The following is a 16,298-nucleotide window of genomic DNA, read 5'->3' on the forward strand; positions in this document are numbered from 1 at the left end:
CAGATCTCGGTACTCGAATCACGGCAACTCGGTCGCGGGCAGGGTGATGGTGAAGGTCGATCCCTTGCCGGGACCGTCGCTCTCGGCCGTCACCTCGCCGCCATGCATGTCGATAATACGCTTGACGATGGAAAGCCCAAGCCCCGTCGAGCTCTCGCCCGCGGTCGGTTTGGCCGACAGCCGCTGGAACCGGCCGAACAGGCGGCCGAGATCCTCCGGCGACAGGCCGGCGCCCTCGTCGCTGACGCGGACGACGGTATCGCTGGCCTCATGGGTGACGGCGACGATGATCTTGCCGCCGATCGGTGAGTATTTGATGGCGTTGCTGATCAGATTGTCGATCGCCTCGCGGATGCGGTCGGTGTCGCACATGGTGACGATGTTGGGTGGCGCCGTGACGCTGATCGCCTGCTGCTTGTTGACCGCGAGCGGGTGGTTGGCATCGGCGACCTCTTTCACCAGCGCCGCCACGTCGACCGGCTCGCGGCGGATGGTGATGTCGAAGGCATCGGCCATCGCGTCGGAGATCAGATGATCGACCATCGTGGTCAGGCGCTTCGTCGCATCGCGGATGTGATCGACCTGGGCGACCACGCCGTCGGACGAGGCGCCGGTCGAGATCAGCTCCTTCAGCATCTCGGTGCGGCCGAGGATGACGCCGAGCGGGTTCTTGAGGTCGTGGGCGACGGTGCCGAGAATCTCGTTCTTGAAGCCGTTGGCGCGCTGCAGCCGCAGCCATTGCGCCGAGAGGCGGCGGTTGGCCTGCATCAGCGCGCGGGTGCGCTGGGCGACGCGGTCCTCGAGCTGCGTGTTGGCGTCCTGGAGCTGCTGGTAGAGGATGACGTTGTCGAAGGCGATCGAGAGCCGGCTGGAGAAGATCTCGACCAGCGAGCGGTCGGTCTCGGACAGCTCGCGCTCGGCCTGCAGCAGCACCACCACCTCGCGGCCGGAGCCGGTCCGCAGATAGATCACGCTGCGGTGGTCGGCGAATTCGTTCTTGCGGCCCTGGAACGCGGCTTCGACCATCGTCCGCAGATCGGGGTCGAGCGCCTTCGACGAGGTCGTGCCGATGAAGCGGCTGTAGCAGCCGCTGCCGGCGAGCACGGAGAGCTCGGGGTCCACGCCGCCATTGTCGCGCAGCACCAATATGCCAGCGCAATCGACATTGAGCAGCGAGGCGAGCTGGGTCAGCACGCCCTCGGCGAGACGCTGCATCGACTTGAAGTCGTACAGCGTCGAGGCGGCGTCGATGATGATCTCGAGCCCGCGCCGCGTCTGCACCATGCGCTCGAGCTGCTGATAGGAGCGCAGCGCCGCGGTCAGCGAGGTGAACAGCTTGTCTGCGGTGAGCTCGGTCTTGGCCTTGTAGTCGTTGATGTCGTACTGGACGATCACGCGCCGCTCCGGCGCCTGGCCGGGTTGTCCCGTGCGCAGGATGATACGTACGGTCTCGTTCTTGAGCTCGTTGCGGATGAACTCGACCAGCTCGAGGCCGGCGACATCGGTCTCCATGATGACGTCGAGCAGCACGGCGGCGATGTCGCCATGCGCGGCCATCAGCTTGCGACCTTCCGCCGCGGAATGGGCGGAGAGGATCTCCAGCCCCTGGCCGTTGAGGCTGTAGTCGGACAGCGCGAAGCGGGTGCCGTCGTGCACGGCCGGATCGTCGTCGATGACGGCGATCTTCCACTTCCGTGCGTTCTGGTCCTCCGGTGCGGTACCGGTATCGTCGATCAGGTGGAGGACATCGTCCTGTTCGGCCATTGAGAAGTCCCGTCAGTCTCTGTGCTTTGCGCGCCGCCCTTGGCGACCCGGGGCATGATAATGCGAAAAGTAGTGCCTTGTCCCAGCTTGGATTCCAGCATCATGCGCCCGCCGAGCTGCTGGGTGACAAGGTTATAGACGATATGCAAGCCGAGTCCCGTGCCACCTTCATTGCGCCGGGTGGTAAAGAATGGGTCAAAGGCCTGGCGCTGCACGTCAGGGGTCATGCCGGCCCCGTCATCGGCGAAGATGATCTCGATGTCGTCGGTCCCGCGCGGCCGCGCCGAGATCGTGATCGTGCCGGCGCGGCCGTCGGCAAAGGCGTGGTTGGCGGCGTTGAGGAAGAGGTTGGTCAGAATCTGGCCGTAGGAGCCTGGATAGCCGTCGAGCAGGAGCCCCTCGGGCACGTCGGCCTGGAGCGTGATCGGCGAGCGCTTCAGGACCGGACGCAGGCTGGCGATGATCTGGTCGGTGGCTTCGCTGAGTGAGAACTGCCGCCGCTCGGCATGCGAGCGGTCGACCGCGACCTGCTTGAACGACTGGATCAGCTCGCCGGCGCGGGTGAGGTTGGCGACGAGCTGCTGCGAGGCGTCGCGCGAGGACTGCACGAACTCCTCAAGCTGCGAGCGGCGCAGGCCGCCGTCGCCCTTGAGCTGGGCCTCGAAGATCTCGGTGCGCCGGGCAAAACTCGAAGCAACGGTCAGGCTGATGCCGATCGGGTTGTTGACCTCGTGCGCGACGCCGGCGACGAGGCCGCCGAGCGCCGCCAGCCGTTCGGCGTCGATCAAATTCTGCTGCGCGGTGTTGAGCTCGAGCAGCGCGCTCTCGGCCTTCTCCTTGGACGCGCGCAGCTCGTCCTCGGTCTCGCGCTTCGCGATCGCGTTCTCGCGGAACACCTCGACCGCGCGCGCCATGGCGCCGACCTCGTCGCGTGCCTTGGTGCCCTGCACCTCGCGGTCGAGGTCGCCGAGCGTGATCGCGCGCATCGCGGTCATGATCTGCTGCAGCGGCAGGCGGATCGACAGCGCGATCAGCACGCCCGCGGTGAGGATGATGCCGAGGAAAATCACCGCGATCGACAGCACCCGCCGCGAGATATCGGCCAAGGTACGATCAAACGTCTCCTGCGCCTTCTGCTCGCGCTGGCGCATCTTGGTGGAGAGGTCGTCGATGGCGCCGATCGCCTCGGCTTGGCTGGCGTCGATGGTGTTGCGCAGCAATTCGGTGCGGCTCGTCAGCTGCTCGGAGAGTTTGGCGAAACCCTCGCGCAGCGCCATGGTGCGGGTCCCGAGCCGTTGCAGCGCCATGCGCTGCAGGTCGTTGTCGGCGAGATCGATCATGACCGGAATGGTCTTCTCGATCGTCTCGGTGTTGCGGCGCGCATCATCGGCGGCACCCGGCGAGAGCGACAGATAGTAGGAGTTGGCGGCCACCAGCATCGCGGTGAAGGCCTCGCGGGACTTGCCGAGCGAGGGCCAGATCAGGGCGTCGCGATGACCGGTGGCGCCTTCGATGATGGAATAGAGACCGGCCATGTCCCTGGCCGGGCCCTGCACCTGCTCCTCATAGGTCTTGGCGATGGTCGCCTGCACGCTGCGCAGCTCGCCGAAGCCGTTAAGGAAGCGGTCGGTGGTGCGCTCCAGTTCCTCGACCGAGCCCGACAGCATCGGGTCCTTGGCGGCACGGTCGGTCAGCGTGCCCAGCACCGCCTCGCGCAGCAGCAGGATCTCGGCGAACAGGTCCGGGCTCGGCTGGTTGATGTAGCGGTGGATCAGATTGTGCAGGCGCCCGGTCTCGCTCTCGAGCAGCGCCAGGATGCGGTCGGACTCGCGCACCTGGCGGACGTCGCCCCAGGCCGAGCCCAGCACCTGCGTGCCGTTCCAGATCAGCCCCACCAGCACCACGACCACGGCCGAGTTCAGCGCCGCGATCGACAGGATGCGCCAGCGGATCGGCACCGCGCGGAGCATCCCGACCAGGCGTGCGCGCAGCCGCCCGAGCGGGCCGGGCGGCCTGTCTGCGTGCTCGCTGTGTCCAAGTGCAGCCAAGCGGCTCACTCCACCTTGCGAATGCGTTCGATCAGCGCGGCCGCGGCGGGATCGCGCCCCGCCTTGGCATAGATCGCAGCCATCGCCTCCTCGAACGGCTTGCGGTCGATGTCCCTAGCGACGGTGATGCCGGCGGCTTCAGCCTTGTGCTGCGACTGCTCCTCGAGGTCGTGCCACTTCTCGCGCATGAACCGGCTGGAGCGAGCCGCGGCCTCGCGGAAGATCTGCTGGTCGTCCGCCGACAGGCTTTTCCAGGCCTTCAGCGAGATCACCAGCACTTCCGGGCTCATCGTGTGCTCGGTGAGCGCGAGGTGGCCGGCATGTTTGTAATGGTCTGTCGTCACGAAAGATGGCCAGTTGTTTTCGGCGCCGTCGATCAGATGGTTGGCAAGCCCGGTGAGCACCTGCCCGTAGGGCATCTCGACCGGCTCGGCGCCGAGCGAGCGAATCATCTCGCTCATCAACTCCGACTGCTGCACCCGGATCCGCAATCCCTTGAGGTCGGCGACACTTCGTATCGGACGGACGCCGTTGTAGATCGACCGCGCGCCGGAATCGTAGAAGGCGAGCCCGACGAAGCCGTAGGGCTCGAAACTGCCGAGGATCTCGCTGCCGATTGGCCCGTCCAGCACCTTCTGCATGTGCTCGATGGACCGGAACAGGAACGGCATGGCGAGCACGTTCATCGCCGGGACGAAGTTGCCGATCAGCGCCACATTGGTCCGGTTAAGGTCGATCGCGCCGACCCTGGTCTGCTCGATGGTCTCCTTCTCTTCGCCGAGCTGACGGGAATGGAACACCTTGATCTCGTGCCGGCCGCCGGTGCGCTCGGCAATCAGCGCGCCCATGTAGCGCAGCGCCTGGACGGTCGGGTAATCCTCGGCCTGGGTGTCGGCGGCGCGGAATTCTCGCGCAGCTGCGCTCGTCGCGCAGACCGCGAGCAGAAGCGCGACGAAGATCACCCCGGTCCGCGAGAGTTCGGCACGGTTCAGCACTGGCACACTCAACCCCTCAGTGGTGGAGTCTATGGCGAAGCAAAAAGGTTCAATGCAATCTAACAGATGGTTGAGGGAAGGCCATCCCGCCGCACCCGGCGGAGCGATTGTGCGGCGCGGCCGCCGTTCATTCCCGGTTGAAACAGGAAATGCCGCGCCTTAAGCAGGTACGGTCGCCTTTGCCGCGCGACACGGGAAGAGCCATCGTGATTTCAGCATCGAGTCTTTTGCGGATCCTCGCCGCTTTCATCGTCCTCGCAATGCCTCCTCAGGCGCGCGCCGCCACCGACATCGCGCTGTGGCACGCCATGTCCGGCGAGCTTGGCCGGCAGCTCGAGAAGCTCGCCGCCGACTTCAACGCCTCGCAGTCCGATTACCGCATCGTGCCTGCTTACAAGGGCAACTACACCGAGACGGTGACGGCGGCGATCTTCGCCTTCCGCTCGCGCAGCCAACCGGCGATCGTCCAGGTCAACGAGGTCGCGACCGCCACCATGACCGCGGCCAAGGGCGCGATCTATCCCGTGTTCACCATGATGCGGGACATGAACGAGCCGTTCTCGCTGGGCGATTACCTTCCCGCAGTCTCCGGCTATTACACCGATGCGGCCGGCAATCTGTTGTCCTTCCCGTTCAATTCCTCGACGCCGATCCTCTATTACAACAAGACCATGTTCCGCGACGCGGGCCTCGATCCGGAGACGCCGCCGAGGACATGGCCCGAGCTTGGGCTTGCCGCAAAACGCCTGCGCGAGCGCGGCGCTGTGTGCGGCTTCACCACCTCCTGGCCGTCCTGGATCCACATCGAGAATTTCTCCGCCTTCCACAATCTGCCGCTCGCGACGCGGACCAATGGCTTCGCGGGGCTGGATGCCGAGCTGACCATCAACAACCCGGTCGTCGTGCAACACATCGCCCAACTCGCCGAGTGGCAGAAGGACAAGGTGTTCGATTACGGCGGCCGCGGGCAGTCGGCCGAGCCGCGCTTCCAGAAGGGCGAATGCGGCATCTTCATCGGCTCCTCGGCGACGCGGGCCGACATCAAGGCGAATTCGAAGTTCGATATCGGCTACGGCATGATGCCGTACTGGCCCGATGTGAAGAACGCACCGCAGAACTCGATCATCGGCGGCGCCACGCTGTGGGTGCTGCGCGACCGCCCGCGCCAGGAATACAAGGGCGTAGCGCGGTTCTTCGCCTATCTGTCGCAGCCCGGCGTGCAGGCCGCCTGGCACCAGAACACCGGCTATCTGCCGATCACCCGCGCCGCCTTCGAGCTGACGCGCGCGCAGGGTTTTTACGAGCGCAATCCGGGCTCCGCGATCTCGTTCGAGGAGATCACGCTGCATCAGCCGACGGAGAACTCGAAGGGCATCCGGCTCGGCTCCTTCGTGCTGATCCGCGGCGCAATCGAGGACGAGCTGGAGCAGGCCTTTACCGGCCAGAAGGGCGCGCAGGCCGCGCTCGATGCCGCGGTCGAGCGCGGCAACAAGCTGCTGCGCCAGTTCGAGCGCGCCAGCCCGGACCGGTAGCGTATGCCTGAGCGCGCGCCTCGTCCTTCGAGACGACCGCTTCGCGGTCTCCTCAGGATGAGGCTAAGCGGCATCGGTGCCTGCCAAAATCGCTGCCACGCACTCCGCCCTCATCCTGAGGAGCCCGCCAAAGCGGGCGTCTCGAAGGATGGGCCGAGAGGGGAACTGCTTTTGAAATGCATAAGGTCGCGATGTCGATGAAACTACCTCACTTCACCGACGCGGAAAGCTTTCGCGCCTTTCGCTCCGATCCACTGCCGTGGCTGCCGATCGCGCTCGACATCGCGCGCAGCCACGGTCTCGATACCAGCGCGCCGCACGTGTTTGCGACCGGCACCAATCTCGTCGTCGGCCTCGGCGAGAAGCTGATCCTGAAAATCTTCCCGCCGCTTCTGCGCGCGCAATTCGTCTCCGAACGCGGGTCGCTGGCGCAGCTTGCCGGCCGCCTTCATCTGCCGATCCCGGAGATCGTCGCGGAGGGGGAGCGCGACGGCTGGCCTTACCTCGTCATCACGCGCCTTACCGGCACGCTCGGCTCGGAGGTGTGGCCGCAGCTGGCGGAAGACCAGAAGGAGCGCCTGCTGCGCCAGATCGGTGAGACCATCGCCGCCGTGCAGCACGCGCCTCTCGGTCCGCTGGCGGAGATCGAGCCGCGCTGGGACGACTTCATGCGCGCCCAGATGCAGGGCTGCAAAGCGCGGCACACGCGGCTCGGCCTCGCCCCGAAATTCCTCGCCGGCCTCGACGATCTCCTGCGTGACGCCGTAAAACTGATCCCGATGGATGCGCCGCCGGTGATCCTGGTCGGCGAATATATCCCTCAGAACTTCCTGCTCGCCTGTCATGACGATCAATGGTCGCTCGCGGGCTTGTTCGACTTCGGCGACGTGCTGACGGGATGGCGCGACTACGATCTGCTCGGCCCCGGCGCCTTCATGGCGGCCGGCCGGCCGGGCCGGGTGCGCAGCCTGCTCGAAGGCTTTGGCTATACGAAGCCGGATTTCGCACTGAAGCGCCGGCTGATGGCGCTGATGCTGCTGCACCGCGCCAGCGACCTCAACAGCCACGTCTGTGTCGAGGGCTGGCAGGACAGGGCGAACGATCTCGTCGAACTCCAGGATCTGATCTGGTCGGGCTGAACCGCCCAGGCCATCTGCGACGTCCTGCTCAATCCGGCGGCGCTCAATCTTTCAGCTTATTTTTGGAGCAGAATCGCATCTTTGTATGCAATTGACTGGCTTGCCCAAAAGGCGATCAGCCGCCGAAATCACAAAAATATCGATTTGAATCAACGCTTTATCTGGAAATTAAGATCCCATTAAGCGCTGGCACGAACCTTGCGAATCCCTGTTCCAACCAGAAACTTTTGCGTTGGAGCATTTTCCATGAAGCGCCGCGATTTCCTCAAGTCCGTGTCCGGATTGGCCGCAGGCGCGGCGCTTCCGGCGATGCCACAGGTCATCTCCACCGCCTATGCCGATGCGCGTTCGGAGACGCTGCTGATCGTCTCGGAAGGCGGCCCGAACAATCTCGACATCCACGGCGTCGGCACCAACGTGCCCGGCTATGAAGTGTCGTGGAATTGCTACGACCGCCTGATCAGCCACGAGATGAAGACCGGCCCCGGCGGGGTGCCCTATTACGACCGCGACAAGTTCAAGCCCGAGCTCGCCGAGGAGTTCAAGATCGACGACATGTCGGTCACCTTCAAGCTGCGCAAGAACGCCAAATTCCACGACGGCACGCCCGTCACCGCCAAGGACGTGAAGTGGTCGCTCGATCGCGCCGTCAGCGTCGGCGGCTTCCCGACCTTCCAGATGAGCGCTGGCTCGCTGACCAAGCCGGAGCAGTTCGTCGTGATCGACGACACCACCGTGCGCGTCGATTTCCTGAAGAAGGACAAGCTCACGATCCCCGATCTCGCGGTCATCGTGCCCTGCATCGTCAATTCCGAGCTGGTGAAGAAGAACGCCAGCGAGAAGGATCCCTGGGGTCTCGAATTCACCAAGCAACAGACCGCGGGCTCCGGCGCCTACAAGGTGACGAAGTGGACCGCCGGCACCGAAGTGATCATGGAGCGCAACGAGGATTGGGTCTGCGGTCCGTTGCCGAAGATCAAGCGCGTGATCTGGCGCATGGTGCCGCAGGCCGGCAACCGCCGCGCGCTGCTGGAGCGCGGCGACGCCGACATCTCCTACGAGCTGCCCAACAAGGACTTTCAGGAGATGAAGGCGAACGGCAAGCTGAACGTCGTGTCGCTGCCGTTCTCCAACGGCATCCAGTATATCGGCATGAACGTCACCAAGCCGCCGTTCGATAATCCAAAAGTTCGCCAGGCGATCGCCTATGCGCTGCCCTATCAGAAGATCATGGACGCGGTGATGTTCGGCCTCGCCAACCCGATGTTCGGCGCGCCCAAGGACAAGCCGACCGAAGTCGCCTGGCCGCAGCCGCACAAATACAACACCGACATCGAGAAGGCGAAAGCGCTGATGGCGGAGGCAGGCCTCGCCAACGGCTTCGAGACCACGATCTCGTTCGATCTCAACTTCGCGGGCGTCAACGAGCCGCTCTGCGTGCTGGTGCAGGAATCTCTCGCGCAGATCGGCATCAAGACGACCATCAACAAGGTGCCCGGCGCCAACTGGCGCACCGAGCTGAACAAGAAGGAGATGCCGCTCTTCACCAACGTGTTCTCGGGCTGGCTCGATTACCCCGAGTACTTCTTCTACTGGTGCTATCACGGCAACAATTCCGTCTTCAACACCATGAGCTACAAGTCGGCGGAGATGGACAAGCTGATCGACGGCGCGCGCACCGCCGCCGCCACCGGCGACACCGCGACCTACGACACCGACGTGAAGGGCTTCGTCGATCTCGCTTTCACCGATATCCCGCGCATCCCGCTGTACCAGCCCTTCGTCAACGTCGCGATGCAGAAGAACATCAGCGGCTACCAATACTGGTTCCACCGGAGGCTGGATTACCGCGCGCTGGTGAAGGGGTGAGCCGTCATGCTGATCGTCGGCGACGCATCGGCATGTGGTGGTCTCTCTGATCCTCGCGGTGCAAGTTCTTCATCGCGTGAGGCGGCCACCGCTCTCTCGCTCCCTCCCCCCTTGCGGGGGAGGGTCGGGGAGAGGGGTAGCCGCGAACTCAGACCTCTCCCGGGGCCACCCCTCTCCCTAGCCCTCCCCCGCAAGGGGGGAGGGAACGCAGCGGAGCGCGGGGCAACGCTCTTGTCCGCTAGCGAGATTCGTCCGTCATCCAGGAGCGTCTTTCCATGCTGACCATGATCGGCAAGCGCCTGATGTTCGCGATTCCCTCGCTGATCGGGGTCGTCATCGTCACCTTCCTGCTGACGCGCGCGTTGCCCGGTGATCCCGCCGCATACTTCGCCGGTCCCGCCGCGACCAAGGAAGCCGTTGAGCAGATCCGCAAGAAGCTCGGGCTCGACAGGCCGCTGATCGAGCAGTTTTTCCGCTACACCAACGACCTCGCCCATGGCGATTTCGGCAACTCGCTCACCACGGGGCAGCCGGTCGCGGCCGAGATCCGCAACCGCCTGCCGGCTTCCGCCGAGCTCACGCTGCTCGGCCTCATCGTTTCGGTCGTGATTGCGATCCCGCTTGGCGTGCTGGCGGCGACGCGGCCGGGATCATGGGTCGACCATCTCTGCCGTGTCACGACGACGGCCGGCGTGTCGTTACCCGTGTTCTTCACCGGCCTGGTGCTGGTCTATGTCTTCTACTTCAGGCTAGGCTGGTCACCCGCGCCGCTCGGCCGCCTCGATGTGTTCTACAGCGCGCCGCCGACGGTGACCGGCTTCTATCTGATCGACACCCTGATCGCGCGCGACTTCGAGGCGTTCCGCTCGGCGCTGAGCCAGCTCATCCTGCCGGCGACGACGCTTGCGATCTTCTCGCTGGCGCCGATCGCGCGCATGACGCGCGCCTCGATGCTGGCGGTGTTGTCGTCGGAGTTCGTGCGCACGGCACGCGCCAGCGGCCTGTCGCCGACAACGGTCATCGTCACCTACGCGTTCCGCAATGCGATGCTCCCCGTGATCACCACGCTCAGCATGGTGTTCTCGTTTCTGTTAGGGGCCAACGTGCTGGTGGAAAAAGTGTTCGCCTGGCCCGGCATCGGCTCCTACGCGGTGGAGGCGCTGATCTCGTCGGACTTCGCGCCCGTGCAAGGTTTTGTGCTGACCATGGCGGTCATGTACGTGCTGCTCAATCTCGTGATCGACATTCTCTACGGCGTGATCGATCCGCGTGTCAGGTTGGAGGGCTAGATCATGAGCTCCGTTGCGCCTGCTGTTGAACCCGTCGGTCCCGCGCGGACATCAGGGCTGGTCGCGATCCTCGAACAGACCCGCTACGTTCTCGGCGAGAACAAGGTCACGGGTTTCGCCTTCGCGCTGCTGATCGTGATCCTCATCGCGGCGATCTTCGGCCCCTACGTGGTGCCGTATGATCCACTCGCTTCCGATACCGCCGCGGCGCTGAAGCCGCCGTCGATGGCGCATTGGTTCGGCACCGATCAGCTCGGCCGCGACATCTTCAGCCGCGTCGTCGTGGCGACACGGCTCGATACGTTCATCGCGGTCGCCTCCGTCGTGCTGGTGTTCCTGATGGGCGGCCTCGCCGGCATCGCGGCCGGCTATTTCGGCGGCTGGACCGATCGCATCGTCGGCCGTATCGCCGATACCATCATGGCGTTTCCGCTGTTCGTGCTGGCGATGGGCATCGTCGCCGCCCTCGGCAACACCGTGCAGAACATCATTCTGGCCACGGCCATCGTCAACTTTCCGCTCTATGCCCGCGTCGCGCGCGCCGAGGCCAATGTCCGCCGCAATGCCGGCTTCGTGCAGGCCGCGCGTCTGTCGGGCAACGGCGAATTCCGCATCCTGCTGGTGCACATCTTGCCGAACATCATGCCGATCATGATCGTGCAGATGTCGCTGACCATGGGCTACGCCATCCTCAATGCCGCGGGGCTGTCCTTCATCGGCCTCGGCGTCCGCCCGCCGACCGCCGAATGGGGCATCATGGTCGCCGAAGGCGCGGGCTTCATGGTGTCGGGCGAATGGTGGATCGCGCTATTCCCCGGCCTTGCTCTGATGATCGCCGTGTTCTGCTTCAACCTCCTCGGCGACGGCCTCCGCGACATCGTCGACCCCCAGCGGAGGACGTGAGTGATGGTCAAGTGCGGGGAGAGAAGCGCAACGCTTGGAAGTGAGGAGAGCACTGTTCTCTCATTCCCTCCCCCCTTGCGGGGGAGGGGCAGGGAGAGGGGTCGCCACGAACTCCGACCTCGCCTGGGGCCACCCCTCTCCCCAACCCTCCCCCGCAAGGGGGGAGGGAGCGAGAGAGGTTTGCCCGCCTCACCCGCAAATTACCGCCAGAAATTCTCTAATGATTCCAACCCCATTCTACTGTGCATGGGGTTGTTTTCGACATTTTTGATCGGGAGGCCCGCATGACCGCCCAGCCCCTGCTCGACGTCCAGGACCTCACGGTCGAATTCACCACCCGCCGCGGCATCGTCAAAGCCGTCCAGCACGTCAACATCTCCGTCGCCAAGGGCGAGACGCTCGCCATCGTCGGCGAGTCCGGCTCGGGCAAGTCGGTGACGTCCTATGCGGTGATGCGCATCCTCGATCGCGCCGGACGGATCGCCGAAGGCTCGGTGATGTTTTCGGGTATCGACGTGAAGGCCGCGACCGAAGACCAGATGCGCGATCTGCGCGGGCGCGAAGTCTCGATGATCTTCCAGAACCCGCGCGCCGCGCTCAACCCGATCCGGAAAGTCGGCGACCAGATCGAGGACGTGCTGCGTACTCATGTGCAGCAGGCGATGGTTTCGGACCACGGAGAAAAGGCGATCGAGGCGCTGGAGCAGGTCAAGATCGCCCGCCCGCGCGAGCGGTACCACGCCTATCCGTTCGAACTGTCCGGCGGCATGTGCCAGCGCGTCGTCATCGCGCTCGCGCTCGCCTGCAATCCGCAGCTCCTGATCGCGGACGAGCCGACCACCGGCCTCGACGTTACCACCCAGAAGGCGGTGATGGACCTGATCGTCGAGCTGACCAAGCGCAAGGCGATGTCGACGATTCTCATCACCCACGATCTCGGTCTCGCCGCCGCCTATTGCGACCGCGTCGTGGTGATGGAAAAGGGCCGCGTGGTCGAGACGGCGAAAGCCGCCGACATTTTTGCGAACCCGCAGCACCCCTACACCAAGAAGCTAATGCGCGCGACGCCGCGGCTCGGCGTGAGCTTGCGCGATCTGTTGCCGGAGGAGGAGGGCGCGGCCGCCGCGGCCGCGAGCCCAGCATCCGCCCCGACCGCCGCAGCAGGCACGGACAGCCAAAAGCCTCTCCTCCTCATCGAGAAGCTCGTCAAGGAATACCCCCGTCAGGGCGCCACGGCGACGCTCGGAAAACTGTTCGGCCGCAAGCCGCCGGTCGAGCCGGACGTCTTCCGCGCCGTCGACGGCATCAGCCTCTCCATCGGCCATGGCGAGAGCGTCGGCCTCGTCGGCGAATCCGGTTGCGGCAAATCGACCACGTCGATGATATTGATGCGGCTGCTCGACCAGACCTCGGGCCTGATCCAGTTCGACGGCGAGGACATCGGCGCCATCGCGCCTGCCTCCTTCGCCCGGCTGCCGCAGCGCAGCCGCATCCAGATGGTGTTCCAGGACCCGACCGACAGCCTCAACCCGCGTTTCACCGCCGCCCGCGCCATCGCCGACCCCATCATGCAGCTCGGCGACATCAGGGGCCGCGATGCGCTGCGAACGCGCTGCGAGGAACTCGCGACCATGGTCGGGCTGCCGCACAATCTGCTCGACCGCTTCCCGCACCAGCTGTCCGGCGGCCAGAAGGCCCGCGTCGGCATCGCGCGCGCGATTGCACTGCACCCGAAGCTCGTCATCCTGGACGAGCCGACCGCGGCGCTCGACGTCTCGGTCCAGGCCGTGGTCCTCAATCTGCTTCAGGACCTGAAAGCGCGGCTAGGTATGAGTTATCTGTTCGTCTCGCATGATTTGAACGTAGTGCGCTTGTTGTGCGATCGTGTCATTGTCATGCGGACAGGTCGAATCGTCGAAGAGGGCTCTTCCGAAAAAGTCCTCAGCGATCCGCAGGACGACTATACCAAGGAGCTGCTGACGGCGATCCCGCATCCGCCGTTGCAGGTCCACTAAGAGTGCACTGAGAGATTGTTTGGGAGCGTGATGGCCGAGCCGCTGGACGATTATATCGACGCCGTATCGAAAGCGCTGGCGCTGCCGGTCGAGGAGGCCTGGAGGCCGGCGGTGCGCGCCAATCTCGAAGTCTCGCTCCGGCTTGGCCGATTGGTCGACGAATTCGCGCTGCCGGACGAGACCGAGCCCGCGCCGATCTTCACGGTCTGATCCCGCCATGACCACCAAGCCAGAGATGACGGCTGCGGACATCGCCAAGGCTGTGGCCGGCGGCAAGATGTCGGCACTCGATGCCACCGAAGCAGCGCTTGCGCGCATCAAGCAGCACGATGGCGTCCTCAATTCCTTCACCGACGTCACCGCCGATCGCGCCCGTGCGAAAGCGCGTGCGATCGACGCCGACATTGCTGCCGGCAAGGAGGTTGGCCCACTCGCCGGCGTTCCCTTCGCGGTGAAGAACCTGTTTGACGTCGCGGGGCTTCCGACACGCGCCGGCTCGAAGATCAACCGCGACCTCGCGCCTGCCAAGCGCGACGCCACGCTGATCGAGCGGATGGAAGCCGCAGGTGCCGTGCTCGTCGGCGCGCTCAACATGGGCGAATACGCCTACGACTTCACCGGCGAGAACGTCCATGACGGTCCCTCGCGCAATCCGCATGACACGACCCGGATGACCGGCGGCTCGTCCGGTGGCTCGGGGAGCGCCGTCGGCGGCGCGCTGGTGCCGATCGCACTCGGCTCGGACACCAATGGTTCGATCCGCGTGCCGTCCTCCTTCTGCGGCATCTTTGGTCTGAAGCCGACCTATGGCCGGCTGTCGCGGGCGCGCTCGTTCCCGTTCGTCGCGAGCCTCGATCATCTCGGCCCGTTCGCGCGCTCGGCGACCGATCTCGCGCTCGCCTATGACGCGATGCAGGGACCGGATGCGGATGATGCTGCCTGCACCACGCGCGGTCTGGAGCCGACGCTGCCGCTGCTCGCCAATCCGGTGTCGGACCTGCGCATCGCGATTGCCGGCGGGCACTTTCAGAAGAACGTGTTTCCAGAGGCCGTCGAAGCCGTCAGCCGCGTCGCCAAGGCGCTCGGCGCGACGAAGATCGTTGACGTACCCGAAGCCTCGCGCGCCCGCGCGGCGGCCTATGTCATCACCACCACCGAAGGCGCCTCGCTGCATCTCGATCGCCTGCGGAAACGCCCGAACGATTTCGATCCCGCCGTGCGCGACCGGCTGATCGCCGGCGCGATGGTGCCGGCGCCGTTGGTCGACCGCGCGCAGAAATTCCGCCGCTGGTATCGCGCGCAGCTCGCCGAGATCTTCAAATCCGTCGACGTGCTGATTGCGCCGGCCACGCCCTGCACCGCGCCGAAGCTTGGCCAGGTGAATTTCACGCTCGACGGCGTCGAGTTGCCGGTTCGCGCCAATATCGGCATCCACACCCAGCCGATCTCGTTCATCGGGTTGCCGGTGGTCGCCGTGCCGGTGCCGCTCGAGCCGCTGCCGATCGGCGTCCAGATCATCGCCGCGCCCTGGCGCGAGGACATCGCGCTGCGCGTGGCGCACGCATTGGAGAAGATGGGCGTGGTCTCCGCGCCGTCGCCAAGGGGACTTTGAGAGGGATTTAAAATGGAGATCGATCTCCCCGAGGTGATCGCGGAAGTGAAGGCCGCGTTCGAACGCTATGAGCAGGCGCTGATCACCAACGACGTCGCCGTGCTCGGCGAACTCTTCCGCAACGATCCCCGCACGCTGCGCTACGGCATCGGCGAGAACCTCTACGGCTATGAGGCGATCTCCGGCTTCCGCGCCGGACGTTCGCCAGTGGGCCTCAACCGCCGCACCGCGAAAACCGTGATCACTAGCTATGGCCGCGACACGGCCGTGGCCTCCACCCTGTTCTACCGCGACACGGCTCCCGGCAAGGTCGGCCGGCAGATGCAGACCTGGATTCGCTTCCCGGAGGGCTGGCGCGTCGTCGCCGCCCATGTCAGCATCATCGACGAGTCGAAAGAGACCTGATCGTATGACGCTTGACGATCTTCCGCAGGGAGTATTGCCGGCCGAGCCGGTGGTGCCGCGCGTCGACCGGGCGCAGCCCAGTGTGCACAAGATCACGCGCGCCGAGGAACTGCGGCTTCAGCTCGCCGATGAGATCGTGCGCGGAACCCTGGCCCCGGGCGCGCCGCTTGATGAAACCGACATCGCGCGGCGCTTCAGCGTCTCGCGCACGCCGGTCCGCGAGGCGTTGCGCCAGCTGGTGGCGAGCGGCCTCGTCGAATCGCGCGCCCATCGCGGCGCGGTGGTGGCGCAGCCCTCGGTCGAGCGTCTGAAAAGCATGTTCGAGGCGATGGCGGAGCTCGAGGCGCTGTGCGCGGGCCTTGCCGCCGAGCGCATGTCCGCTGCCGAGCGCCACGGTCTCGAAGCCATCCACGAAGAGCTGCGCGTGCTCAGCTACGCCGGCAATCCCGATCGCTTCCACGAGGTCAACGAGCGCTTCCACAATGCGATCTATGCGGGATCGCAGAACGGCTACATCGCCGAGATCACGCTGGCGACGCGCGTCCGCGTGCAACCGTTCCGCCGCGCCCAGTTCCGCAACCTCGGCCGATTGGCAAAGTCGCAAGCCGAGCACGACCGCGTCGTCGTCGCCATCATGCGCGGCGACAAGCAGGGCGCCGCCGCCGCCATGCGCGCGCATATCGAGCTGGTGCGCGGAGAGTATGAGATTTACGCGGTGTCGGTTTAG

Annotated in this window: 13 protein-coding genes; 10 read left to right on the forward strand and 3 right to left on the reverse strand. The window is 65.2% G+C overall.

Annotated elements, in window-relative coordinates:
- Positions 1 to 18: 18 nt before the first annotated feature.
- The 3 genes from ABIB95_RS13540 to ABIB95_RS13550 form a co-directional block, all read right to left on the reverse strand.
- On the reverse strand, positions 19 to 1,764 hold the full coding sequence (locus tag ABIB95_RS13540; RefSeq protein WP_063979952.1) for an ATP-binding response regulator: 1,746 nt from the start codon (positions 1,762 to 1,764) through the stop codon (positions 19 to 21).
- Entirely contained in the window at positions 1,734 to 3,734 is a 2,001-nt protein-coding gene (locus tag ABIB95_RS13545) for a sensor histidine kinase (RefSeq protein WP_223154137.1), read from the reverse strand. The genes ABIB95_RS13540 and ABIB95_RS13545 overlap by 31 nt, the downstream gene beginning before the upstream one ends.
- Before the next feature lie 83 nt (positions 3,735 to 3,817).
- Positions 3,818 to 4,813 (reverse strand): TRAP transporter substrate-binding protein, encoded by a 996-nt coding sequence (locus ABIB95_RS13550; RefSeq protein WP_354239963.1) that lies wholly within the window; start codon positions 4,811 to 4,813, stop codon positions 3,818 to 3,820.
- 143 nt (positions 4,814 to 4,956) lie between these two features.
- Between ABIB95_RS13550 and ugpB the strand changes: the two genes are divergently transcribed.
- From ugpB to ABIB95_RS13600, 10 genes are all read left to right on the forward strand, one after another.
- Complete coding sequence (gene ugpB, locus ABIB95_RS13555) at positions 4,957 to 6,339, forward strand: sn-glycerol-3-phosphate ABC transporter substrate-binding protein UgpB (protein WP_354239965.1); 1,383 nt, start codon at positions 4,957 to 4,959, stop codon at positions 6,337 to 6,339.
- Positions 6,340 to 6,530: 191 nt separating this feature from the next.
- Entirely contained in the window at positions 6,531 to 7,478 is a 948-nt protein-coding gene (locus ABIB95_RS13560) for an aminoglycoside phosphotransferase family protein (protein ID WP_354240256.1), read from the forward strand.
- Between the two features lie 246 nt (positions 7,479 to 7,724).
- A complete protein-coding gene (locus ABIB95_RS13565; protein ID WP_071909096.1) occupies positions 7,725 to 9,347 on the forward strand; it encodes an ABC transporter substrate-binding protein in 1,623 nt (540 codons plus the stop codon).
- 275 nt (positions 9,348 to 9,622) lie between these two features.
- Complete coding sequence (locus ABIB95_RS13570) at positions 9,623 to 10,636, forward strand: ABC transporter permease (RefSeq protein WP_063979949.1); 1,014 nt, start codon at positions 9,623 to 9,625, stop codon at positions 10,634 to 10,636.
- Positions 10,637 to 10,639: 3 nt separating this feature from the next.
- Entirely contained in the window at positions 10,640 to 11,539 is a 900-nt protein-coding gene (locus ABIB95_RS13575; RefSeq protein ID WP_063979948.1) for an ABC transporter permease, read from the forward strand.
- A gap of 284 nt (positions 11,540 to 11,823) precedes the next feature.
- Positions 11,824 to 13,554 (forward strand): dipeptide ABC transporter ATP-binding protein, encoded by a 1,731-nt coding sequence (locus ABIB95_RS13580; protein WP_354239968.1) that lies wholly within the window; start codon positions 11,824 to 11,826, stop codon positions 13,552 to 13,554.
- A 30-nt stretch (positions 13,555 to 13,584) separates the two neighbouring features.
- Positions 13,585 to 13,764 (forward strand): DUF4089 domain-containing protein, encoded by a 180-nt coding sequence (locus tag ABIB95_RS13585; protein WP_028148078.1) that lies wholly within the window; start codon positions 13,585 to 13,587, stop codon positions 13,762 to 13,764.
- A 7-nt stretch (positions 13,765 to 13,771) separates the two neighbouring features.
- Positions 13,772 to 15,166: an AtzE family amidohydrolase gene (locus ABIB95_RS13590; RefSeq protein WP_354239970.1), complete on the forward strand. Its 1,395-nt coding sequence runs from the start codon at positions 13,772 to 13,774 to the stop codon at positions 15,164 to 15,166.
- A gap of 12 nt (positions 15,167 to 15,178) precedes the next feature.
- Positions 15,179 to 15,571, forward strand: a complete 393-nt coding sequence (hpxZ, locus tag ABIB95_RS13595; RefSeq protein WP_014491241.1) for an oxalurate catabolism protein HpxZ — start codon at positions 15,179 to 15,181, stop codon at positions 15,569 to 15,571.
- A gap of 4 nt (positions 15,572 to 15,575) precedes the next feature.
- A complete protein-coding gene (locus ABIB95_RS13600) occupies positions 15,576 to 16,298 on the forward strand; it encodes a GntR family transcriptional regulator (RefSeq protein WP_354239972.1) in 723 nt (240 codons plus the stop codon).

Source organism: Bradyrhizobium sp. LA2.1, assembly GCF_040547725.1.
Lineage (GTDB): Bacteria > Pseudomonadota > Alphaproteobacteria > Rhizobiales > Xanthobacteraceae > Bradyrhizobium > Bradyrhizobium barranii.